Raw genomic sequence first — 22,684 nt, 5'->3', positions numbered from 1 at the left:
GATGCGGCCTGCGCGGGCTGCGCCGCGGTGGTCGCGGCTCGCCGGAATATCGTAGTGTCGCCGACTCGGGAACCGCCGGGGGCGGCGAGGCCGATCCACCTGCGAACGCAGTGCCCCAGAAGTATCCCGGCAGTGACCGCGCAGCGCCTTCCGCGAGGAACACCACCACGATGCAGACCCGACGCGACCAGCTCCAGGCGTACCGCTATCTCGTACGCCGGGTGCTCGCGGCCATGCTCGGCAACGACCCGGAGGCGATCGAGCAGCCCATGCGCCGGGTCACCACCTCGACGTTCGCGGGCATCATGGTCGGCGCGCTGGCGTGCGCGGGAGTCGCGTTGTACGCCTGGCTGGGCGACAGCTCGTCCACCCGCTGGAAGAACGACGCGTCCTCCTCGGTGATCGTGGAGAAGGAGACCGGCGCGCTCTACCTCTACCTGCCGCGCTCGGCGGTGGAGTCCGGCGGATCCACCGCGCAACAGCCCGGCCAGGCACCTCAGACACCGCAGCCGCCGGGCCGGCCGGGACAGTCCGGGCAGGGCGGCGACGACGCGAACATGATCCTGGTGCCGGTACGCAACACCACCTCCGCGCTGCTGATCCGGGGAAGTGGGATGAAGAAGGTGTCGGTGAGCCGGGAGTCGCTCGCCGGGATCCCCCGCGGCCCGGAGATCGGGATCGCCCAGGCGCCCACGTCGGTGCCCCTGGCCACCAGCATCCGCTCCGCGCCGTGGGCGATGTGCGCGACGGCGGTCGCCGGCGAGGGTGGCGCCGCGGCGGGAACGCCGAGGGTCACGGTGCTGATCGGTACGCCGGAGAAGTCGGTCGGCGGCCGCCAGGTCGGCGATGCCGCCCTGCTGGTGCGCGGCTCGAACGGCAGCTACCACCTCGTCTGGCACGGGCGCCGGCTCGCCGTCGGCGAACGCCCGCTGGCGAGCCTGGGCTACTCCACCTCGGCCGCCGTACCTGTCGACTCCGCGTGGCTGCGGGCTCTGCCGGCCGGCCAGGAGCTCGCCGGTCCCGTCGTACCCGGCCGGGGTGAGCCGAGCCCGGTGCCGATCGGCGGCGAGTCCGCCACGATCGGGCAGCTCTTCCACACCCCCGACCCCGACCGGTACTACGTGATGACCGCCGACGGCTTCGCCCGGCTCAGTGAGGTACAGGCGAAGATCCTGCTCGGCACCGGTGCGGCCGTCGCCGCCGGCGGCGAGGCGCAGAGCACGTTCACCGAGGTCGCGTTCAGCGTCGTACTCGCCCACACCTCTCCCACCGACGACGACCTGCAGGTGAAGGACCTCCCGCCGGCACCGCCGCGGCTCGCGACCCCGTCGAGCCCGGACGCCCCGCTGTGCCTGTGGTACGACAACGACCAGTCGGGCGACCACCCCCTGATGCGCCTCACCACCGGGGGATCCCTCCCGCAGGGCGCTGGATCGGCCGGGTCGGGGTCGGCTCCCTCCACGCCGCGGGTGCTCGTGCCGCCCGGTGGTGGCGCGCTGGCCGCACTGCTTCCGGGACCGGGCGTGCGGCCGTCCGGCTACTACCTCGTCACCGAGTCCGGAGTGAAGTTCCCGGTGCCCGACACCGACACGCTTGCTCGCCTGGGGTACGCCGGCGCGCACCCGCTGCCGGTGCCTCCGACGCTGCTGAACCTCGTCCCGACCGGTCCCGCGCTGTCGCAGCAGGCGGCCTACCGCTCCGAACGCTTCGCACCGGAGTCCGGCGGGTAGGAGAGCCGGCCGTCCCGCGTGCGCCATGGGGACCGGATCGGACTCTTCCGCGGAAGAATCCGCGAGGTGGAGAAGGCCCTGCCCCAAGGGCGATGCGGCTCCGGGTCGTCGACAGGTTGCGGGAGCGGAGGAGTTATCCACAGCCGGAGATTTCCCGCTCCCGGCCAAACCTCGTTTCGCGTTAGCGTGTTCTCGCGTCGGGTGCCAACCCGGCCGACGATCTCCCGGCACCGCGGTTGACACGGGGACTGCGGTCGAGCGGACTCACGAACGCACGCGACATCGCGGATCGGCGCCACGAGGCGTCGGTCGACAACACTGCCCGGCAGACCGGGCTGACGGAGGAGGTAGGTGTGGGAGGAGCAGCGTCGCAAGACAGAGCTGCGATGGCCGAGGCCGCCCAGCGTGTGGGCGACTCGTTCGACGTCATTGTCGGCATCAAGGGCAAGCTGCAGGACTACAGCAGGGAAGCAGCCGGCCAGTGGGAGGGCAACGCCGCCACCACCTTCACCCGGGTGATGGGCACCTTCGACGAGAAGTTCCTGACCGTCTGCGACGCCCTGAACGACCTGCGGGAGAAGATGGGCGCCGCGCGCATGAGCTACGAGGCGACGGAGCAGCAGCAGGAGGAAGGCGTCAACAAGATCGACCAGCTCCTCAACGGCCTGACCTGATCGCGGCCTGACCTGATGCATGTCCGACCAAGTTCAGCACGCCCTACCTGCACGGAAGGTTCACGTTCATGAGTGATTTGACCAGGTGGAACAGCCAGGCGCTGCTCGACCTCCAGGCCAACCTGCGGCTCGCCTACCGCGGTGTCGAGGACGAGACCAACGACCTGGAGAAGAGTCTCGAGGCCAAGCTCCAGGACTGGGACGGCGACGCGAAGAACGCCTACTGGGAGGCGAAGGCCCAGTGGGAGAAGGCGATCCGGGAGCTCAACGGCGTCCTCGACCAGCTGCACGTCGCCGTTCAGAACGTCCACGAAAACTACACCGCGACCGAGCGCAGCAACACCACGATCTTTCAGTAGGCCGCTCGTGTCGGCGCCGTACGCCAGCGACGATGGTCCCGGTCACCGCACCAGGTGGCCGGGACCTTCGCTGTCCGGGCCGGCCTGACTCCGCTCGGCGCCCGAGCCGGCCTGGCCGGTCGCCCCGGCAGCGTCGCTGTCGACCGCGCCCTGCCGCCCACCGTGCCGGCGTACGACCAGCATTGCCCACCCGGCCGAACCTGCGAGAAGCACGCACCCGAGGCCGAGCAGCACGTACCCCGTGGCGATCCGCCCGGTGTCCTCGCCGGCGTGCAGGACCAGCGCCGCGCCGATCACGACGGCCGCGGCGACCGTGACGATCCACCAGGCCGGTCCCCAGCGCACCGGTCGCGACCGGCTGGCCCGGCCGGCCAGGCTCGCCCACCAGGCACCCAGCACCACCGCCACGAGGGTGCAGAGTCCGAGCGCGGTGAACAGCGCAAGGTTGGTGCGGTCGCTGGCCGCCGCCTCGGCACTGTCCACCCCGGCCGGATCGGCGGCGAGCGCGGCGAACACTCCACGCCGAGGGCCGAGCGAGAACACCGCGTAGACCACCGCGAGCACGACCTCGATCGCGAGCAGGACGACGAGCACCCGGCCGAGTGTGTTCGGCCGCCCGGACGCCGCTCTCGGCGGCTCCGCCGCCACCGGCGGGCTGCCGGCCGCGGGCGACGTCGAAGCCGGCGAGTCGGTCGCCGGGCGGTTCGGCGGCGTCCCTCGTCGCGGCGGCGTCTGCCAGGGCGCGGCGTCGACGGACCCCGACCACGGCGGCGACTCGGCCGGCGCTTCGGCCGGTCGTCGCCAGGACGGCTGGACAGGGGACGGGCGTCCCTCCGCCGGGTCGGACACGTCGCGGCCGCCGGGGTCGCCTACCGGGTCGCCAACCGGGTCGGACGAATCGGCCAGCGCCAAGCCACAGCGCGCACACGTCCGAGGGTTGTCGGGGTTGTCGTAGCCGCAACGTGCACAGCGCATCTACGGGAGCCTCGTCATCTCGTCGTGCCGCCGTCTTGCCGGACGGCCGCGAGCCTACCCGGACCGGCACCCCCGACAGGCCGAGGATCGCCAAGCCCTCATCCGAAAATCACCCGCGGAACCACTCGTCGGGGACGCAGAGTTCGGCGGCCGCACGCAGGCAGCGTTCGGCGTCCTCACCGATGGAACGCACCACCTCGTCGGCTCGGCGTTCGTCCCGCACCAGTCCGGCCGCCTGCCCGGCGTAGACCACCGCGACGTCGTAGTCCTCCGCCTTGGTGGCCTTTGTCAACTCATCCTTGACAGCGGCCAGCCTGCCGGCGGACTCCGGGTCGGACCCTTGCGCCCACTCGGCCAGCTCGGCCTCCCGGGGATGCCAGGTGCGAGCGAAGGAGTTGCGCAGGGCACGGCCCGGATAGCGTTCGGGCCAGTCGATTCCGCCCACGAGGTCGAACACCCTGGTGTGGATCGTGTCGGTCTCCTTCGCCGAGAGCACCGCCATCTTGGCCAGCAGCGGGCTGTGCGCCTCGGGGGTGGCGAGAAACGCCGTACCGATCCAGCCCGCTTCCGCACCCGCGGCGAGCACCGCCGCCAGCCCACGCCCCGTTCCGATCCCGCCGCCCGCGAGGACGTAGACCTCGTCGTACTCGACGGCCTCGAGCACCCCCTGCAGCAGAGGCAGGGTCGCCACCTGACCGGCGTGGTGGCCGCCGGCCTCGGCGCCCTGGACCACCACCACGTCGACTCCCGCGTCGACCGCCTTCCGCGCGTCGGCGACCGTGTTGACCTGGGAGGCGGCCAGGGCTCCGGCCCGGTGAACCTGGTCGATGTAGGGGCTGGGATCGCCGAAGGACAACGAAACCAGCGCCGGCCGGGCGATCTCGATCTCGTCCATCACGCCGGGCTGGTTCGGCAGCGCCCACACCTGCACACCGACACCCCACCGCTGCTGCCCCATCGAGGAGGCGGCGTCGAGTTGGCCGCGCACCCACTTGCTCGTCGCGCGGCTGCCAACTCCGACCATGCCGAGGCCGCCGGCTCCACTGACGAACGAGGCGAGCCGGCCGCTGCCGGGCCCGGCCATCGGCGCGCCGACGATGGGGTATCTCAGACCGAGGAAGCGGGAGAAGCTTGTCTGCAACATGGCGGACGACCTCCGAGTGCCGGGTTGGGTTCGCGCCGCCAGTCTGCCGGGCGGCACCCCCAAGGGTCCGCACGACAGACCCTGGCCCGTTCCACGCGCCTCAGGCGTGCTGGGAACGCAGGAACGCGCCGAAGTGCGGGACGGTGAACGCCACCGAGCCACGCTCCGCGGCGTACACCAGGCCCTTCTTGATCAGCCCGTCCCGCGCCGGCGACAGGCTCTGCGGCTTGCGGCCGAGCAGCGCCGCGACGTCCGCGGTGGGCACCGCGCGGTCGGCGCGTTCGGCACCGAGCTCGGCCATCGCCCGCATGTACTCCCGCTCGGCCGGGGTGGCGCGTTCGTACCGCGAACCGAAGAAGCCGACCGCGAGCTCGGCCTCCGCCTCCGGCGCGGCGACCTTCACATCGTCGGCGCAGATCGGGCTGCGCGGCGCGACGTCCCAGGTGGCCTTCCCGAACGCCTGGACGAAGTACGGATAGCCGTCGGTGACGTCGTGCAGCGCGTCCAGCGCAGCCGGCTCGAACTCCACGTCCTCGGTCTGCGCGGGAACGGTGAGCGCCCGGTCGGCGGCGTCGCGGTCCAGCCGGTCGACCGAGACGTAGCGGAACAGGCGTTCGGCGTAGGACTTGCTCGCCGACAGCGCGGTCGGCAGGTGCGGCAGGCCGGCGCCCACCACCACGAACGCCACGCCGCGCTGGCTGATCTCGTGGCAGGCACCGCACAGCGCCGCCAGCTCGGCGGACTGGATGTCCTGCATCTCGTCGACGAAGACCGCGACGCCCACGCCGAGGTCGCGGGCGAGTTCGCCGGCGGCGGTGAAGAGTTCGGTGAGGTCGAGTTCGAGGTCGCCGGAGTCTGCCCGGCCGCGGGTGGCGGGCACGTCGTACGGCGGCCGCCAGCGCACCCCCTTGCGGTCCTTCATCGACGTCTCCAGCGCGAACGCCTTGAGTACGCCGAGGAAGTCGTCCACGCGTTCGGGGTCACGGTGGCGCGGGGTGAGTTCCCGGCTGGCCGCGTACAGCGCCTGCGCGATCGGCAGCCGGATCGACCTGTCGGGGCGGGCCTCGACCTTTCCGGTGCCCCACGCCCTGCTCAGGGCGAGCGAGCGGAGGGCGTTCAGCAGCACGGTCTTGCCCACGCCGCGCAGCCCGGACAGGACGAGGCTGCGTTCGGGCCGGCCCGCGGCGACGCGTTCGAGCACCACCTCGAACTGGCGTACCTCGCGGTCGCGGCCGGCCAGCTCGGGAGGACGCTGGCCGGCACCTGGTGCGTAGGGGTTGCGCACGGGGTCCACGCTCAGACTGTATGGGCTCGTCTAGCCGTGGCCCTAGATTTGGTTAGAACTGGCTAGGGCGTGTCCTCGCGCCTGTCGCGGTCACCGGAGTACGACGGTCAGGACCAGCGGGGCGAGCAGGATCGCCACGAACAGCGCCACGCCCTTGAGGTTGCCGAAGTTGACCGTCCAGCCGACGCCGAGGCGCTTGGGCACAAAGATCGCCGGGTCGTCGCGGTTGACGTAGAAACTGGCGGCGGGCCAGAACCTGTCGTCGTCTCGCTGCACCACGCCGGTGTCCTCCTCCGCCGCCCCCGCGCCGGGCTCGCCGCCCGCCGGAAGCCGGCTGCCGCCCTGACCCGTCCGGATCGCCGACCCGATCACGATCGCGGTGCCTGCCAGGATCGGCAGCACCACCAGGCCGGCCGGCAGCCGCGTACCGCCGCCCCACACGCGCCAGGCGATCGCCAGCATGGACACGTCGACGAGTGCGGACAGTACGAGAACGGCCTTGGCGGTCGTGACGACGAAGCCGCGGTGCTGCCGGGCCGAGGCGGCCGGTGCGGCCGCGTCGAGGTCGGGCCGGAACCGGATCGACGCCCACATCAACCCCACCAGGAGCGCCGTCATCGCCACCTGGACGAACACCGGCGTGAACGCACTGGCCACGGTGGTGGGCACGGTCCGGTCGGGTGCGCCGTCGAGATCCCAGTGCGTGACCAGGGTCGGCGGCAGGTCGGGGTAGCGCAGGACGCCGAGGACCGCGGTGGCCACGCACAGGAGAACGGCGGGCACGGCCCACAGCCAGGGGAAGCGAACCGGCTCCGTGCGCAGGGAGGTGTCGGCGGCGACACCCTGCCGCAGCCCGGCGTACCAGCCCTCGCGTTCCTTCACCGCGCTGATCTCCCGGCGAGCTCGCAGGAACGCCGGGAGCCACACCGCGACGACCGCGACCAGCGCGATGCCCTGCGCGACCGGCACCGGAAGGAGGTACGTCAGCCCGACAGCGGCCACCACGACGACGATCCCGGCGCCGAGGATCCACCGCCGATACGTTCGCAACTGCTCCGCGATGACGGGGGCGTCGACGTGCGCGGCCGGAACCCGGATCCCGAACGGCAGCGTCCGGCGGTTCATCGTGGGCAGCAGCCACAACACCACGAGGCCGAGCACGGGCCCGAACAGGTTCACCAACATCAACTCGGCCATCACTCGGTCTCCTCGTGGTTCGGTTCGTGGTTCGGTTCGTGGTTCGGTTCGCGGCCTGGTTCTCGGCCTGGTTCGTGGCTCGTTTCGGGGTCCGGCTTGAACGACGTGAGCACCGATCGGCAGTGTCCGAGCGTCTCCGGCCCGCGGACCCCCTGGGCGATCGCCTCGGCCAACAGGGTGCGCAGCCTGGCTTCCCAGTCGTCGACGAAACCGGGCCCCGGCGGGCCGGACCCGGGGTCGCGGACGACGACCGCACCGCTCTTGCGGTTGAGCCGGAGCAACCCCTCGTGGCGGAGCAGGTCGTAGGCCTTGTTGACGGTGTGGAAGTTGATGCCCAGGTCGACCGCGAGCTGACGGGTGGACGGCAGCGGACTGCCTTCCCGCAGGTCGCCGGCGGCGATGGCCTCGACCACCCGGTCCCGGATCTGCTGGTAGATCGGGATCTCGCTGGCGAGGTCCAAGGTCACGATCATGTCATCTCCCGGCGCTCTGTTATAGAAGTTATAGAACAAAGCGCAAAGGCTCGTCAACTCGGCCGACGCGGGAGTCCCAGCTCGGTTGGGCCCGCCGGGCGAGGCACGGAACTCGGACCGAGGGCGCAGCATCCGGGAGGAGCCTCGGGCGGAGCGACGGACGCCGGTCGATCGCGCCGTATCGAGGCGTATCGGCGTGTCTAGCTCTTGCTAGCGCCAGCCCTAGATTTGCCTAGAACTCGTGAGAGAACAGCAGACCGGCCCGGCAGGCCCGGACCACTTGAGCCCAACCGCGGTTGAGGCCCGAAGCTGGGCCCCGTGCCCTTCCTCTCCACGTACCGGCCCCTGCTGACCGACTCCAGGCTCCGCCGCCTGCTCGGTGCGTTCGGCGTCAGCGACCTCGGCGACGGGATGAGCGTCGTCGCCGTACCCCTGCTCGCCATCGAGATCGCCGCGCCGGGCCAGGCGGGGATGCTGGTCGGCGCGTCGGTCGCCGCGTACGCCCTGCCCGGCGTCGTCGGCGCCCTCGTCTTCGGCCGATGGCTGCGTCGACTTCCGGCCGCGTCCCTGCTGCTCACCGACTCCGTCCTGCGGGCGGCATGCCTGTCGGCCGTGGCGCTCGCCTGGGCGTTCGGGGTCCTCCGGCCGGCGGGGCTGGTGGCCCTGCTCGGGCTCTCCTCGCTGCTGCACGCCTGGGGCTCGGCGGGGAAGTTCACCCTGCTTGCGGAGTTGCTGCCGCCGGACCAGCGGCTGGCGGGCAACTCCCTGGCGAGCTCGACGAGTTCACTGGCGATGATCGCGGGGCCGGCGGTCGCCGGTGTCGGCGCGGCGGTGGCCGGGCCGGGCTGGGTGATCGGCGCCGACGGGTTGTCGTTCGCCCTGCTGGGGTTGGTGGTGTGGTCGGTCCACCGGGAGGTACGCCCCGACCTGCACCGGGCCCGGCCGGCCGATCCGACCGGTGCGCGCGGCTCGACATCGGGCTTGCGCTTCCTGCGCGGCCGGCCCACGCTGCTCGGCCTGCTGGTGCTGACCTGGGCGTTCAACTTGCTGTTCGGCCCGGTCGAGGTGGCGCTGCCGCTGCACGTGACCGGTGGGGACCGCGGCCACACCGAACTGCTCGGCGCGTACTGGACGGCGTTCGGGCTCGGGGCCGTGGCCGGCGGACTCACGGTCGGCGCGTTGCGGCGGCTCTCGCCCGCGCCGGTGCTGCTGGCCGTCGTCGGCTGCTGGAGCCTGATCCTGCTGCCGTTCGGGTTCGGTCCGCCGACCGCGGTCGAGCTGGTCTGCTTCGGCCTCGGCGGGATGATCTACGGGCCGTTTCCCGCCGTTTCCTACACCCTGCTGCAGTCCCGGACGCCGCCCGCCGCGCTGTCCTCGGTGCTGGCTGCGCGGTCGGCGGTCCTGCTCACCGCGGCACCGGTGGGTACGGCCATCGGCGGCCCGCTCACCAGCGTCCTCGCTCCCGCGCACGTGCTCGCGGGATCCGGTGCCGCGACCCTCCTGCTGGCCCTCACCGCCGTGCTCGCCTGGCGCGGCCGGAGGATTCTCGACCGGCTCAGCGGCCCGGGTCGGCGTTCGCCTCGAGGTCCGGTGACCGCTCCTCGCCCGCCCGCCGGGGAGGATCGGCGGCGGACAGCCACGGCAACGCACACCCCGCCACCAGCATCACCAGAGCGCTCGCGGTGAGCGTCACAGTGAACAGGTTGTTGGCCATTCCCTGGAAGAGGAACGCCAGCACCGCCACCCCGATGCCGAGCGGCTCGCCGGCGGCCGGGCGGCCCTCGGCGGAGAGCTTCCGCGCCCGCCGGATGACCGCCACCGCCACCGCCGCCAGGACGACGTTCAGGACCAGCGCACCGAGCAGGCCCAGGACGCCGTTCTCCGCGCCGGCCAGCAGCACCGTGTTGTGGGCGTTGTTGCCGGCCACTCCGAACGTCGTCGTCCGGTAGGCGGCGGGATCGGCCGCGGTGAACGCGGCCTGTTCGCCCGGCCCGACCCCGGCCAGCGGATAGTGGAGGAAGACCCGCAGGCCCGAGGTGTAGAGCGCCATCCGGTCGGTCCGGTCGTGCGCGAGCCGCTCGAACGCCGGCGGCACCAGCAGCAGTACGCCGACCAGGAGCACGGCGCCGCCGACCAGCCAGCGCAGCCGGCCGCGGAGCGCAACCAGGGCCGCCGCGGCGAGCACGGTGACCGCGAGCGAGCTGCGGGTGTAGGTGAGGACGAGCGCCACCATCTGCACCAGGACCGCGGCCGACCACCACAGCCGGCTGCGCCGGTCCGCGGCGTCCAGCGCGATCCCGAGCGCCACCGGGATGGACAGCACCAGCAGGGCGCCGAGGAAGTTCGGAGACAGGGCCAGTGTCCCGGTCACGCGCCCAGGGATCTCGCCCACCAGGCTGGTGTTGCCCTCCGCCGGCTCCAGCCCGAACCCGCCGGGCAGGCCCGGGAAGTACGCCACGACGCTGAACGCCGCCTCGAACGCGCCCACACCGGCGAGCGCCCGGGCCACCACCCAACGGGTGCGGTCGGGCGATGACTGGGCGAGCACCACCAGGACCATCGCGACGTAGAGCAACAGCCGGCCCGGTCCGCGAAACAGCAGCTCGACCGTGCCCGGCAGAGTGTCGGCGTTGACGAACGAGGACACCGTCGTACCGGCGACGAGCAGCCCGGCCCCGAGCACCAGGCCGCGGCCGAACGGCACCCAGCTCACCGGGCCGCGCCGCCAGGCGTACGGCACCAGCAACGCCAGCCCGAGCAGGAAGAGCAGGTCGTCGACGCCGACCCCGGCCGCGAGGGTCTGGTGCGGGGGCACGACCGTGAACACCGCGACCAGCAGCCCGAGGGCCGGCGGCCAGGCCCGCAGCGACGGCACCCGGCGCCACACCAACACCGCCGTGACCACCGAGGCCGCGCCGAACGCGAGCGCCGTCACCGCCCTCACTTCTGGCCGACCTGACAGGGGCAGTCCGGGCCGAACCTGCTGATCGGCGGGTTGAAGCCGGACCTCGCGTCGGCGGGGATCAGGTCCTTGTCGAGCACGTTGTGGCGCACGAAGTGGTCGACGCGGACGTCCACCGCACCCGGCTCCACCCGGACCGCGTGCACGGCACCGACCACCATCAGGTCGTCGATGCGGACGTGCCGCGACCGCCCGGACAGGCAGATGGCGTCGCCGTTCTTCACGGTCACGGCGTAGTCGTGGGGCGACGCCCGCCCGCTGCGGAGGTAGAGCCGGCCGTCGGACCACCAGGCGGCCTCGTGGGCGTAGTCGCCGGGTGGTTCGGCGTAGCCGGTGAGGGCGATCCCGCCGATCTTGACGAACCCGTAGTCGGGGTCACCGAACAACCGGATCCGGTCCGGCCAGGGCGCGCTCCAGGTGCGGTGCCCGGCGGTGGTCTCCCGCAGCGTCCACGGCCCGGTGACGGGCGTGTCGGTGGTGAGCACCACCGGCCGCAGGATGTTGGTGTAGACGTTGCGCCGGATCACCACGGGCCGCTCCGCGGTGCCCTCGACGGTCGGGCACTGCACACCGGTGCCGAGGTACGGGAGGCGGTCGCCGTACCCGGCCATCAGGATGTCGGTGCCCGGGCGGGTACGCCGAAGCGCCTCGGTCAACGTCGCCAGCGGCTGGTCGGGAAGCGTGCCGGGCGCGTCGTCGTCGCCGATCCGGGCGTCGACGTACAACGTGTGCGGTGACCCGGCGCTCGCCGGCGGGACGGCGCGGTCGGCGACCAGGCTCACCGCGAGCACCGCGACCGCGGCCACGACGACGCGGAGGATGGTCCGGCGGCTCAGCATGGTTCCGTCAACTCCTCGACCCGGTGGCCGGCGAGACCGACGTGCCCAGCAGGTCGGCGTACCGGTCGATCGTCGCGGCCGCCGCCGCCTCCACGTCGTGGGTGCGGGCACGCGCGTCGCCCGCGGTCACGAGAGCGGCGCGGCGAGCCGGGTCGCGGACGGCGTCGCGCGCACGGACCAGCGCCGTCGCCAGCGCGGACGGGTCATCCGGCGGGTAGGTGAAGCCGGTCACGCCGTCGGTCACCGACTCGGCCAGCCCACCCACGGCGGAGGCGACGGGTACGCAGCCGGCCGCCATCCCCTCCAGGGGCGCGAGTCCGAGCGCCTCCTCCCGCGAGGGGACGGCGAGGAGTTCGGCGCGGGCGAGTTCGCCGACCACGGCGTGTTGCGGCAGCGCACCGGCGAAGTCGACCCGCAGGCGTGCTGTGTCGGCCTGGCGCCGCAGCTTCTCGCGTTCGGGGCCGTCGCCCACGACCCGCAGCCTCGGGACGGGGACGCCCCGCCGGTGGAGTTCGGCCAGCGCCGCGAGCAGCACGTCGAGGCCCTTGCGGTGCACGAGGTTGGCGACGAAGAGGAGCTCGTACGGACGTGCACCGCGCCCGCCCGCCATGTCGCCCGCGTCCGAGGCGGACCGGGCCGCGGCCAGGTCGGCGTACCTGATGCCCGGCGAGACCACGGCGACACGCTCGGCCGGAAGGTGGAACCGGCGGGTCACCTCCCCGGCGAGGTAGCGGCTGTTGGCCACCACCAGGTCGGCGTGCTCGAACACGAACCGGCACAGCCGGGCGTCGGCCCACGAGCGACCGGGCAGCCGGAGCACGTCCGACCCGTGCGCGAACAGCACCAGCGGAGCGCGCAGCCGGGCCGCGAGCGGCCAGGCGAACGCCCCGGACGGGTGCGCGATGTGCGCCTCGACGACGGTGCCGGGCCCGGCCGGGCGTGGCCGGTCGGGGCGGGCGGCCCGGGCCACCCCGGCGAGCAGGGAGGCGTACCGTGCAGGCGCGGACGGATGGTCGCGGACCGCTACGACCTCGACGTCGTGCCCCAGCCGCTCCAGCGCCTCTACCCGGTTGGCCACGAAGGACCCCCAGGCGGGCCGGCGCGGGCTCGGCCAGAGATTGGTAACGACGACGACGTGCAGCGGTGGCTCCTCGCTCGGATGTGTACCTGTGCGGGGTGCGCCGGACCGCTCGGACCCGATGCGACCGGCGACCTCGACCGCCTGATCCCCAGGCTCCAGGGCGTGTCTCGCGAATGCCCTAGGGTCGATCCTCCAAGACCCTAGGACTCGACGGTGCCGAACGATACCCTGCCGAACCCGGACGCCGATCCGGCTGCCGGTTCCCCTGTGGACAACGGCGCCGGGGTCGGCCCCGACGGCGAACCCGATCCGGTCCCGGACGGCCCGGACGGCCCGGACGAGGATGAGGCGGCGGCGCGCCGCCGGCTCACCGGCCGGTTGGTCCGCGGCACGTTGTGGTCGATGCTCGGGATCGCCGCGCTCGGCGTCACCCGGCTGGCCTACACCGCGCTGATCGGCCGCACCGGCGACCCGGCCCGGCTGGCGGCGGTCAGCTCCCAGGTGTCCCTGGCGTTCCTCGCGACGTTCGCCACCGCAGCCGCGACCGGTGCGGGTGCGGCGAAGTTCCTGCCGCTCACCGACGCACGGTCCGGGCCCGCCACGGCCGCCGCCGTCCGCCGAAGGCTCACCCGGTGGACGGTCGTGGCGACCGTGGCCGTGGTCGCCTTGCTGACCGCGTTCGGGCGGGTGTTCCTGCCGGACGCGGGCCGGGCCGACGTGGCGTGGGTGTGCGCGCTGGTCACGGCGTACGGCGCGTACTCCTACACGAAGTCGGTGCTGTACGGCCACCACCTGCCGCACCGCTACGCCGTCCTGGAGGTGGCCACGGATGTTGTGATCCTCGTCCTCGCGGTGGTGGCGGTGTGGTGGGTGCCCGCTCGGTTGGCAGGCGAGGTGCCGGGCCTGCTGCTGGCGCCGCTGGTCGTGGGGTACGCCGCCTTCGCGGTGGCGGCGGCCCGGTCCGTACCGCGCGTGCGGCCGGGCGAGCTGCCCGCCCTGCGCGGTGAGCTCGGCGGCTTCGTGGCGTACACCGCGGTCGGCATCGCCGCGGGGCAGGGCTTCTTCCAGGTGTCGATGATCGTGGCCCGGCACGCGACCGGCGGCACCGAGGCCGGTGCCTACGCCGCCGCCATGAGCCTCGTCGGCCCGGCGTTCTTCCTGCCGCGGGCGATGGGGATGGCGTTCTTCCCGGCCGCGGCGGAGGCGGTCGGCCGCGGCGACCAGGCGGCGCTGGCCCGGCACACCGACCTCGTCACCCGGCTGCTGCTGCTGACCACGCTTCCGGCGTTCGGGCTGGCGGCGATGCTCGGCGGCCCGGTGCTGGGGCTGGTGTTCGGACCGGCGTACGCCGACGGCGGCCCGGCCTTCGCCGTGCTCGTCCTCGCGGTGTTCTGGTACGTCGTGGCGGTGCCCTCGGTCAACGTCCTGTCCGCACAGGACCTCACGCTGGCCCGGATTCCCCCGCTGGCCTCGGCCGGAGGCGTCGTCGTCGGGGTGGCGACCTGGCTCGCCGTCGGCACACGCTGGGGGGCGGCCGGCGTGGCCGCCGGATACCTCGCGGGGATGCTGGTGCAGGCCGGTGTGCCGCTGGTGGTGGCGTTCACCCGTCTCCGGTTGCGGTGGGGTCGCCGCCTGCCGCGCTACGCCGCCGGACTGGCCGCCGGGGTCGTCGCGTCCACGGTCGCGGCGCTCACCCCCCGTCCCGGAGTGATAGCCATGTGCGCTGCCGGGTTCCTCCTGGCGTTCGGGCTGCTCAACGCCGGCGAGCTTGCCGGTACGGTTCGTCGCGTCCGGGAACTGCGTTCGGCCACAGCTCGGCGCTGACCGCGGACCCCGTCGGGCGCATCACCCGTTCTCGAGGGATGCCCGGCACTCGACGCCAGGATGAGCTGACTGGCATCCTGATCGGCGCACATTGGTCGGTGGTTCCGGCACGGGAGGGAATGTGACGACACCGCGGCACGTCCAGGCTCGGGTCGCGCCCGCTCCTGTTCCTCCCGAGGCCGACCGGTGGCGGCGCACCCACATCTGCGGCGTGCCCGTCGACGTCCTCACCATGGAGGAGACGCTGGTCGCGGCCAGCGAGCTCATCGAGTCCGGACGGCCGCACCAGCACGTCGCGATCAACGCCGCGAAGGTGGTGGCCGCCCGGCGCGACCCGCGGCTGCGGCAGATCATCGAGTCCTGCGCGCTCGCCAACGCCGACGGCCAGTCCATCGTCTGGGCCAGCCGGCTGCTGCGGCCCCGATTGCCCGAACGCGTCGCCGGCATCGACTTCATGCTGCGGATGTGGGAGGTCGCCGCCGACCGCGGCTACCGCGTCTACCTGCTGGGCGCCAAGCCGTCGACGGTGCAGAAGGCCGCCGACGCCGCCCGCGCGCAGGGGGTGACCGTGGTCGGCGCCCGCAGCGGCTACTGGACCCCGGCCGAGGAGCCCGCCGTGGTGGCCGAGGTCGCGGGCTCCCGGCCAGACCTGCTGTTCGTCGGACTTCCGACGCCGCGCAAGGAGGAGTTCCTGCACCGCCACCTCGACGGGCTGCGCACTCCGCTGGCCGTCGGTGTCGGCGGCTCGTTCGACGTCGTGGCAGGAGAGGTGACCCGGGCGCCCAGGTGGATGCAGCGGACCGGCCTGGAGTGGGTGCACCGAATGCGGCAGGAGCCCCGCAGGCTGGTCCGGCGCTACGCCGAGGGCAACCTGAAGTTCGTGGCGATGGTGGCGCGGGACGCCACCAACCGGCTGCGCCGCGGCTCCCGCCGACCCGGCCGGCCACGCCGCGCCGCGCGCTGACCGCGCCGTACGCACCTACCACCGACGTGCCGACTCCCGACGTGCCGACCTCCGCCGAAGCCGACGCTCCCACCGCCGCGAGCGCCGGGAGCGCCGCCAGGGACACCGGAGCCACCGCGACCCCGGAGAGCAACGCGACCGGACACGTCCACTGGCTCTCCTGGGCGCGGATCGTGGCGATCCTCGCGGTCGTCACCGTCCACGTGTGTGCCCACCTCACCCTCGAGTGGGGCACGGTCGGCGCGAAGCTGTGGCACTTCGGCAACCTCGCCGAGTCGGCCGCCCGGTTCGCCGTACCGCTGTTCGTCATGGTGTCCGGCGCCACCCTGCTGCCGCCACGGCCCGGGGAACGGCTGCGCGACTTCTACCGACGCCGGGCCGCCCGGATCGCGGTGCCGCTGGTCGCCTGGACGGTTTGTTACCTCGTCCTCGACGCGTGGCTGCACGGGCGGGCGATCACGTCGTACACCTTCGTGCAGGGGTTCGCGTGGGGCCGGCCGTACTACCACCTCTACTTCCTGTACGTCGTCGCCGGTCTGTACCTCGTCACGCCGTTCCTGCGGGCGTTCGTCGCCACCGCGGACCGCCGCCTACTGGTCGCCGGTACCGCCGTGTGTCTCGGCCTGGCCACCGCCGACAAGGCGCAGCACCTGCTGATGGGCGGCGGCGGGTTCAACGCGTTCTCCTACTTCGTGCCGTTCCTCGGCTACTACCTGCTCGGGTACGTCGTCGCCACCGCGCGGCCGGGACGTCCCCGGCGGACCGTGCTCGCCTGGTCGGCGGGTGCGTACGTCGCGGCTGTACTGGTGACGGCGCTGGTCACCTGGTGGCTGTTCGGGCTGGTCGGGCCGCAGGACGGCCGGCCGCTGTACGACTACTACGCACCGACCGTGCTGGTGGCGTCGGTGGCGATGGCGTACGGGTTGCGCGCGGTGTTCGGCGACCGCGCGCCGAACCCGGGACGCGCCCGGCTGGTACGCCGGCTGGCCGACCTGACGTTCGGCGTGTTCCTGCTGCACCCGATCCCGCTGGAACTGCTCGTCCGCCGGCGCCGGCCCGCGTTCGCGTCCGACTACGCCGACATGGCGTTCCACGTGGGAGTCGTACTGGCGCTGGTGGTCGGCTGCGGACTGGTCACCCTCGTGCTCCGGCGTGTGCCGGTGGTCCGCCGGCTCCTCTGACCGTGGGGGCTGATCGGTGGCCCGACCTTCGGGATCCATCCCGGTGCAAGCTTGCATCCGTGATCTACGGCGGCCACCCTCGATAACCGGACGACCGGGCCACGCCGGCGCGTTGTCCACAAGGCGACGATTCGCAGCAGCCGCAGCGCCGCGCGCTCGCGTACCGTAGTCGAGGCATCTACCCGCAGTTCGGCAACAGCCCGCGCGACGGTCGCCCGGGCAGGCACGTTCGGGAGCGACCGGTGGACAACCGCAACGCCCGCATCGCCGCGGTCATCGCTGCCGTGGTGGCGGTCCTGTCGGTCGTGGCGTTGATGGCGAGCACCTATCTCGGCAGTGATCGTGACACCCCGGCCGCCGAGCCGACCGCGACGACCGGTGACGTCGACGGCCCGCCCGCGCCCGCCGGACCGGAAATCCCGACGCCGACGCCGACCGTGCCGGAAGAGGGCTCCGACCACTCCGACGACCCCTACACCCCGGACGCCAGGACGAAGGCCACGTTGGTCCGGATCAGCACGCGGTTCCTCGCCGAGTGGAAGCGGCCAGGCACCCCGGCGGAGCGCACCGCCCGCCTGCGGCCGTACGCCACCGAGTGGCTCACCACCCGGCTGGCCAGGATCGATCCGGCCGACCTGCCGACCGCGTCGGTGAAGGGCAAGCCCGCGATCGTCGCCGCGACGCCCTATGCCGCCGCCACCAGCACGCCCTTCGACGACGGCATCCGCATTCGCTGCAACCTCGTGCTCGACACCACCGGGTGGCGGGTCTCGGAGGTCCTGCCCGACTCCGACACCCCGGTGCCGAGCCCGACCGCGTCACCGCCGACGAAGCCGGGGGAGCCGGGCGCGAAGCCCGCAGCCACGCACAGCACCAGTCCCAGCCCCAGGCCCACCCCCAGTCCCAGTACGACGAAGCGCCCCGGGGCACCCTGATGCCGGCCCCGGTCGTCGTCGCCGCCCGCACAGCCGGCCGCCGGCTCGCCCGGGCCGCGGCCACCAGGGTCGGACGCCGCGCCGCCGACTCCGCCGTCCGGCGCGGCACTGGCGGGCGGCTCGGGCGCGCGCCACACCGCCGCACGCTCTACGTCGGGCTCGGTCTGGCCGTCCTGCTGCTGCCGGTGCTGATGGTCGGGCTGGTCGGCTCGCTCGGCCTGGCGTTGTTCGCGCCGCTGGGCTCGACCGACACCGAGACCTCCATGCAGTGCGGGCCGACCGGCGTGCTGGCGGCGCCGGACACCTCCGGCGCGGGCCCGGGTTCGGGTTCGCATGTCGGCGTGGTGGCCGGCGACCCGTCGGAGCTTCACGCGGACCAGATCGCCAACACCAAGTCGATCATCGCCGCGGGCAAGCAGTCCCAGGTACCGGAGTACGGCTGGGTGGTCGCCCTGGCCACCGCGCTGCAGGAGTCGGGGCTGCACAACCTCACCTACGGCGACCGGGACTCCGTGGGCCTGTTCCAGCAGCGGTCGGGATGGGGCTCCTATGCCGACCGCACCAACCCGATGGTGTCCGCCACGATGTTCTACACCGGCGGGCACGGCGGCCAGCCCGGCCTGCTGGACATCAGGGGCTGGCAGAACATGACCGTCACCGACGCCGCCCAGGCGGTGCAGGTGTCGGCGTTCCCCAGTGCGTACGCCGACGACGAACCCCTCGCCCGCGCTCTGGTGGCGAAGTACGGCGGCGGTGGCGAGGCACCCGGCGACTGCGGCTTCCCGCCCGGCACCACCTGCCCGCCCACGCCCTGGCCCGCGTCGGAGGCCGGACTCACCCCGGACGCGTTGAAGGTGATCCGCTGCCTGCACCAGCAGTTCCCGCAGTTCACGACGATGTACGGCGTGGGCGAGCGCCCGGCCGGCGGTGACGGCGACCACGCCCACGGCCGCGCGGTCGACGCGATGCTGCCGTTCCCCGACTACAAGTCCCAGCCGGCGAAGGCGTTCGGCTGGCAGGTGGCCAACTGGGTGCGCGCCAACCAGGCTCGCCTGGGCGTGCACTACGTCATCTTCGACAAGAAGATCTGGTCGATCAACCGCGACAAGGAGGGCTGGCGCGACTACACGCACTACGCCGGATGCACGAGCGACACCTGCCTGCACTACGACCACGTGCACGTGTCGGTGTTCGGCAACGCCGCCACCCTGCCCGCCACCGGGGCCTGGGTGCTGCCGGTCGCGCCGGGCTCGTACCACCTCACCGCGCGGTTCGGCCAGTGCAGCGCTCACTGGGCCAACTGCCACACCGGGCTCGACTTCGCCGCGCCGACGGGCACGCCCATCCGGGCGGCCGCCGCGGGAACGGTCATCTTCGCCGGACGCAACGGCGCGTACGGCAACATGATCAAGATCGACAACGGCAACGGCGTCCAGACCATGTACGCGCACCAGAGCAGGTTCGCGCCCAACGTGCTGGGCGCGCATGTCATCCCGGGCCAGATGATCGGCGAGGTCGGCTCGACCGGAAACACCACCGGACCTCACCTGCACTTCGAGGTCCGGGTCAACGGCCAGCTCCAGGACCCGGAAGTGTGGCTGTCCGGGCACGGGGTTCCGCCGTGATCCGACTGAGCGGCCGACAGCGCATCCGACAGGGCGTACGGCAGGGCGCACGGCTGAGCAGCCGGCAGGCTGTCCGGCGAGGTTGCACATCCGCGCCGAGGAACTACTGTTCGCGAGGAACACACCACGGACGCCGAACACGCGTCGGCGCGTGCAAGGCCGACGTCGTGAGCGTCATGATGGAGTGGCGAGCGCTTCGGGAGGGGGCGAGCGAGGTGACGACAGGCTCCGGTGCGGGCTCGTCCGCGCCTGACCGGCCCGACCGCTTCGGCGTGAACTCCCCGGAGGTGGGCGCGCCGAGGGTCGAGCCACCGACCGGCGCGGTGCCGGATCCAGGCCTGCCGGATTCGGAACTGGCGGACGTGGAGTTCGCCGGCTCGGAGTTCCACGATGCCGAGTCCGTCGGCGCGCGCGGCACGAACCACGGCGGCACGAACCACGGCGGCACCGACCGCAGCGGTACCGGCCACGGCGGCCTCGACTACGACGGGGAGCGGCTCTCCGGTGGCCCGGAGTTCGCCGACGCCGACACCACGACGTCGAGTTCGCCGGCCGCCGACGGTGCCGGCCGGCCCGCCGATCTTCGGCTGGAGCCGGCGACGGCGTTCGGGGTGGAGGGCTACGATCCCGCCGATCCGTGGAACGCCGTTCTGTGCGTGGAGAACGAGACCGTGGCGACCGTCCTTCCACTGACCCCGAGAAGCCTGGACCACCTGCTCGCCGGGCTGATCGCCGTCCGCGACGCACAACGCGCCGCGCTCGGCGCCGAGCCCGCACCGGTTCTCGACGGCGAGGCCGGCGCCCCTCTCGACGAACGCCCCGGCGCACTGCGCCAGGTCGGTAACGCCGCCAGACTCGCGACCGGCAGCGCCTCGGTGGCCCGGCTGTGGAACGACGCCGGCCGAGGCAGGATGGTGATCATCGGCGGTGCCGTGCTGTTCGTCCTGATCGGATTCCTCGCATCCCTCTTCACTCGTTAGCGTGCTCAGAGCGTGCTCAGCCCCGCCGGGAGCAAGCCCCCACCGCAGGGAGAAAGTTGTGAGTGACCAGCAGCCCCACGACGACGACATGCACACCGACGACGCCACGTCGGGCGAGCGACCGGCGTCGTTCGACGGGCCGCACAACGGCTCCGGGAACGGCTCGGGAAGCGGCCCCCGCCCCGGCGCCGGGAACGCCTCCGCCGAGCCCGGCACCGGTTCGGAGCGGGTCAAGGAGCGCCAGGGTGAGCAACGCCCCGAGAGCGTGTTCGACGTCGATCCCGGCGCCTACGAGGAACACATCGGGGTCGGACGTCCCTACCAACGGCCACCGCGGCCCCAGGCCGACGACGACTCCTCCGGGTCACACCTCGGGTCGGGCTACGGGTCCGGGCAGGACGAACCCCCGTCTCAGTGGTTCTTCAGTTCAGTGCCGTCGTGGGCCCAGCAACGCCGGGACGACTACCCCGGGGGCGACCTGGGGGGCGAAGACGCCGGCGAGCGGTCGGGCACGTCGGAGGGTCACGACGTTGCACGGGCGGAACGTCTGAACGACGTACCCGCGGACGAGACCGGAGGCGGCAACGGGAACGGCAACGCGACCTCGACGGCCGCGTCCGGGACTGCCGACCCTGCCGGCGCTCCCGGCTCCGACCACCCCGACGAGGTGGAGCACGCCGCCGCCGGCACGACAGACACCACGGACCCCACCGACGCAGGTGTGGCGGCCGACTCCGGCGCGCTGGCCGACCCGGCGAGCAGCGACCCGGCCACAAGCGACCCGGCGGACGACACCGGTCCCGGCGCCTCGCCGCAGTCGTACACGGGTGAGGCTGCGACGAGTGCCCCCGCGCGCGGCGACGACGCCGGCTTCAGCCTCGGCTTCGGGCCGATCTCCTCTCAGCCGCCGTCGCGCTGGTCGCCGCCGGCCAGGAGCCAGGGCGGACGGCGAAGCACGGCCGAGCCGACCGGAGCCGAGCCGACCGGAGCCGAGCCGACCGGTACCGCCGACGCCGACCCCGAACGCTCGCCACGACCGGCCGCGTCCCAGGAACGGGTCGCGCAGGCAGGATCGACGTACGAGCCCGCACGGTCCGGTTCGGCCGGCCAGGCAGGCCCGGCCGAACCCAACGGCGGCGCCCGGTCGGCGTCCCCCTCGACGCCACCGCCGTCTCCGGTGGCCAGGCGCCGGGGCGAGGAGTCCCTGACCACGAACGGCATCGGCAACGAGGGCACCGCGGTGGACCAGGCCGGGGGTCAGCCCCGGCACAGTGCCGCGCCTGACCGGGACGGCAACGAACGCCTCACCGGCGAACGCACTGCAGGCGAACGCCGCACCGGCCAGCCCCGTCCCGCCGAACCACGGGCGGGCGACCACGCGCGCGGCGGCCCTGAGACCGGTTCGGCGGCCACGGTTCGTGGAGTCAGCAGGTTCGGCCGGCCGGGCCGCAACGACACCCCGGCGCGCGGAAAGGAGTTGGTTCTCGACGTGCCGCCGCTCAGCGACGACGAGGACGAGGCGTTCATCCGCGACCTGTCCACCCAGCGCCGCCGGCCGGTGCCGCGCTTCGGCTGGCAGGGCGCGTTGTACCGCCTCACCCGGATCAACATCGGCCCGAGCCGGCGGGACCGCGCGGACATGGACCTGCGGGAACGCCTCAACCGCCAGCTTCGGCGTACCCGCGGCTACTGCGGCTACATCGGAATCGCCTCGGAGAAGGGTGGCGTCGGCAAGACGACGCTGGCGGCGCTGCTGGCCGCCGAGATCGCCGAGGGACGCCGGGAGTCGGTGGGCGTGGCCGACCTCAACCCCGACCTCGGGACACTGCCGGACCGGCTTGGTGTCCGCCCCACCCATTCGATCCGTGACCTGCTCGCCCATGTGGACGAGATTCCGTGGCGCTACCACGTGCACGACTTCATGGAGAAGGTCCCGGAGATGAACGTCCGGGTGCTGGCCGCCTCCACCGACCGCAAGATCCGGCACCAGCTGAGCATGGCCGACGTCGAGCTCCTCGCCGAGTTGTTCGCGCCGTTCTTCTCCTTCGCGATCCTCGACAACGGCACGCACATCACCCACGAGGCGATGCTCGGCACGTTGCGGGTCGCGCACGGCATGGTGCTGGTCACCGACAACACCAAGGACGGCGCCAACCTCGCCCGCAAGACGCTGCAGTTCCTCACCGACAACGGGTTCCCGGACATGCGGCGGCGGGTGGTGCTCGCGGTGGTGGCGAAGGAAACCGCCAGCCCGGTGAAGGTGCGGGCGATCGAGCGGGCGTTCGCCGAGCACGTGCGCGAACTCGTCGTGGTGCCGTACGACCCCGCGCTGGACGGTGGCGGCAAGATCCCGTTCCGCGACCCGAACGCCGTCAACAAGATGTTGCGCCCACAGACCCGGGAGGCCGTCCGCCGGCTGGCCGCCATCCTGATCGACGACCTCGTCGACTGACGCG

At 73.0% G+C, this 22,684-nt stretch carries 18 protein-coding genes and 1 pseudogene; 11 read left to right on the top strand and 8 right to left on the bottom strand.

The genetic code is table 11. The annotated features are described in order from the left end of the window. Positions 1 to 170 precede the first annotated feature (170 nt). From eccB to BLU27_RS06045, 3 genes are all read left to right on the top strand, one after another. A complete protein-coding gene (eccB, locus tag BLU27_RS06055; protein WP_092651386.1) occupies positions 171 to 1,730 on the top strand; it encodes a type VII secretion protein EccB in 1,560 nt (519 codons plus the stop codon). A 386-nt stretch (positions 1,731 to 2,116) separates the two neighbouring features. Then, positions 2,117 to 2,404: a WXG100 family type VII secretion target gene (locus BLU27_RS06050; RefSeq protein WP_092651384.1), complete on the top strand. Its 288-nt coding sequence runs from the start codon at positions 2,117 to 2,119 to the stop codon at positions 2,402 to 2,404. Between the two features lie 68 nt (positions 2,405 to 2,472). Continuing rightward, positions 2,473 to 2,763, top strand: coding sequence for a WXG100 family type VII secretion target (locus tag BLU27_RS06045; RefSeq protein WP_092651381.1), 291 nt, complete (start codon positions 2,473 to 2,475; stop codon positions 2,761 to 2,763). A gap of 42 nt (positions 2,764 to 2,805) precedes the next feature. Here BLU27_RS06045 and BLU27_RS06040 read toward each other — a convergent pair whose 3' ends face one another. The 5 genes from BLU27_RS06040 to BLU27_RS06015 form a co-directional block, all read right to left on the bottom strand. Then, positions 2,806 to 3,357: a hypothetical protein gene (locus BLU27_RS06040; RefSeq protein WP_157728262.1), complete on the bottom strand. Its 552-nt coding sequence runs from the start codon at positions 3,355 to 3,357 to the stop codon at positions 2,806 to 2,808. 490 nt (positions 3,358 to 3,847) lie between these two features. Next, complete coding sequence (locus tag BLU27_RS06030) at positions 3,848 to 4,882, bottom strand: NAD(P)H-dependent flavin oxidoreductase (protein ID WP_092651376.1); 1,035 nt, start codon at positions 4,880 to 4,882, stop codon at positions 3,848 to 3,850. A 100-nt stretch (positions 4,883 to 4,982) separates the two neighbouring features. Beyond that, complete coding sequence (locus BLU27_RS06025; protein WP_092651373.1) at positions 4,983 to 6,176, bottom strand: ATP-binding protein; 1,194 nt, start codon at positions 6,174 to 6,176, stop codon at positions 4,983 to 4,985. 81 nt (positions 6,177 to 6,257) lie between these two features. Continuing rightward, positions 6,258 to 7,364 carry a DUF1648 domain-containing protein gene (locus BLU27_RS06020; RefSeq protein ID WP_092651371.1) on the bottom strand — a complete coding sequence of 369 codons (1,107 nt, stop codon included), beginning with the start codon at positions 7,362 to 7,364 and terminating at the stop codon, positions 6,258 to 6,260. Beyond that, complete coding sequence (locus BLU27_RS06015) at positions 7,364 to 7,837, bottom strand: GntR family transcriptional regulator (RefSeq protein ID WP_092651368.1); 474 nt, start codon at positions 7,835 to 7,837, stop codon at positions 7,364 to 7,366. The genes BLU27_RS06020 and BLU27_RS06015 overlap by 1 nt, the downstream gene beginning before the upstream one ends. 318 nt (positions 7,838 to 8,155) lie before the next feature. Here BLU27_RS06015 and BLU27_RS06010 point away from each other — a divergent pair, with 318 nt between their 5' ends. Next, positions 8,156 to 9,523: an MFS transporter gene (locus tag BLU27_RS06010; RefSeq protein ID WP_241827810.1), complete on the top strand. Its 1,368-nt coding sequence runs from the start codon at positions 8,156 to 8,158 to the stop codon at positions 9,521 to 9,523. Between the two features lie 181 nt (positions 9,524 to 9,704). Here the strand turns inward: BLU27_RS06010 and BLU27_RS30790 are convergent. From BLU27_RS30790 to BLU27_RS29500, 3 genes and pseudogenes are all read right to left on the bottom strand, one after another. Continuing rightward, positions 9,705 to 10,397 (bottom strand): annotated as a pseudogene (locus BLU27_RS30790) (O-antigen ligase family protein); the annotation flags it as partial. A 380-nt stretch (positions 10,398 to 10,777) separates the two neighbouring features. After that, complete coding sequence (locus BLU27_RS06000) at positions 10,778 to 11,638, bottom strand: hypothetical protein (RefSeq protein ID WP_092651363.1); 861 nt, start codon at positions 11,636 to 11,638, stop codon at positions 10,778 to 10,780. 7 nt (positions 11,639 to 11,645) lie between these two features. Next, positions 11,646 to 12,716 (bottom strand): glycosyltransferase family 4 protein, encoded by a 1,071-nt coding sequence (locus BLU27_RS29500; protein ID WP_172804890.1) that lies wholly within the window; start codon positions 12,714 to 12,716, stop codon positions 11,646 to 11,648. A gap of 216 nt (positions 12,717 to 12,932) precedes the next feature. On the opposite strand from BLU27_RS29500, the gene BLU27_RS29495 reads away from it, so the two are divergent. The 7 genes from BLU27_RS29495 (at position 12,933) to BLU27_RS05960 (ending at position 22,680) form a co-directional block, all read left to right on the top strand. Then, on the top strand, positions 12,933 to 14,543 hold the full coding sequence (locus tag BLU27_RS29495) for a lipopolysaccharide biosynthesis protein (protein WP_172804888.1): 1,611 nt from the start codon (positions 12,933 to 12,935) through the stop codon (positions 14,541 to 14,543). Between the two features lie 121 nt (positions 14,544 to 14,664). Further along, complete coding sequence (locus tag BLU27_RS05985) at positions 14,665 to 15,507, top strand: WecB/TagA/CpsF family glycosyltransferase (RefSeq protein WP_206744637.1); 843 nt, start codon at positions 14,665 to 14,667, stop codon at positions 15,505 to 15,507. A gap of 41 nt (positions 15,508 to 15,548) precedes the next feature. Then, on the top strand, positions 15,549 to 16,688 hold the full coding sequence (locus tag BLU27_RS05980; protein ID WP_157728259.1) for an acyltransferase: 1,140 nt from the start codon (positions 15,549 to 15,551) through the stop codon (positions 16,686 to 16,688). Between the two features lie 242 nt (positions 16,689 to 16,930). Next, complete coding sequence (locus BLU27_RS05975; RefSeq protein ID WP_092651354.1) at positions 16,931 to 17,623, top strand: hypothetical protein; 693 nt, start codon at positions 16,931 to 16,933, stop codon at positions 17,621 to 17,623. After that, positions 17,623 to 19,248: a M23 family metallopeptidase gene (locus BLU27_RS29785; RefSeq protein ID WP_092651352.1), complete on the top strand. Its 1,626-nt coding sequence runs from the start codon at positions 17,623 to 17,625 to the stop codon at positions 19,246 to 19,248. Before BLU27_RS05975 ends, BLU27_RS29785 begins: the two co-directional genes overlap by 1 nt. A 167-nt stretch (positions 19,249 to 19,415) precedes the next feature. Continuing rightward, positions 19,416 to 20,228 carry a hypothetical protein gene (locus BLU27_RS05965; RefSeq protein ID WP_157728258.1) on the top strand — a complete coding sequence of 271 codons (813 nt, stop codon included), beginning with the start codon at positions 19,416 to 19,418 and terminating at the stop codon, positions 20,226 to 20,228. Positions 20,229 to 20,286: 58 nt separating this feature from the next. After that, positions 20,287 to 22,680 (top strand): nucleotide-binding protein, encoded by a 2,394-nt coding sequence (locus BLU27_RS05960; RefSeq protein WP_092651346.1) that lies wholly within the window; start codon positions 20,287 to 20,289, stop codon positions 22,678 to 22,680. The last annotated feature ends 4 nt before the right edge of the window (positions 22,681 to 22,684 follow it).

The sequence above is a fragment of the Actinopolymorpha singaporensis genome (assembly GCF_900104745.1).
Lineage (GTDB): Bacteria > Actinomycetota > Actinomycetes > Propionibacteriales > Actinopolymorphaceae > Actinopolymorpha > Actinopolymorpha singaporensis.
This window is presented reverse-complemented; position numbering and strand designations above follow the sequence as displayed.

Excerpts from the sequence above, each read along its gene's own strand:
- eccB (WP_092651386.1), top strand. The coding sequence starts at position 171 with ATGCAGACCCGACGCGACCAGCTCCAGGCGTACCGCTATCTCGTACGC.
- BLU27_RS06050 (WP_092651384.1), top strand. The coding sequence starts at position 2,117 with ATGGCCGAGGCCGCCCAGCGTGTGGGCGACTCGTTCGACGTCATTGTC.
- BLU27_RS06045 (WP_092651381.1), top strand. The coding sequence starts at position 2,473 with ATGAGTGATTTGACCAGGTGGAACAGCCAGGCGCTGCTCGACCTCCAG.
- BLU27_RS06030 (WP_092651376.1), bottom strand. The coding sequence starts at position 4,882 with ATGTTGCAGACAAGCTTCTCCCGCTTCCTCGGTCTGAGATACCCCATC.
- BLU27_RS06020 (WP_092651371.1), bottom strand. The coding sequence starts at position 7,364 with ATGGCCGAGTTGATGTTGGTGAACCTGTTCGGGCCCGTGCTCGGCCTC.
- BLU27_RS06015 (WP_092651368.1), bottom strand. The coding sequence starts at position 7,837 with ATGATCGTGACCTTGGACCTCGCCAGCGAGATCCCGATCTACCAGCAG.
- BLU27_RS06000 (WP_092651363.1), bottom strand. The coding sequence starts at position 11,638 with ATGCTGAGCCGCCGGACCATCCTCCGCGTCGTCGTGGCCGCGGTCGCG.
- BLU27_RS29785 (WP_092651352.1), top strand. The coding sequence starts at position 17,623 with ATGCCGGCCCCGGTCGTCGTCGCCGCCCGCACAGCCGGCCGCCGGCTC.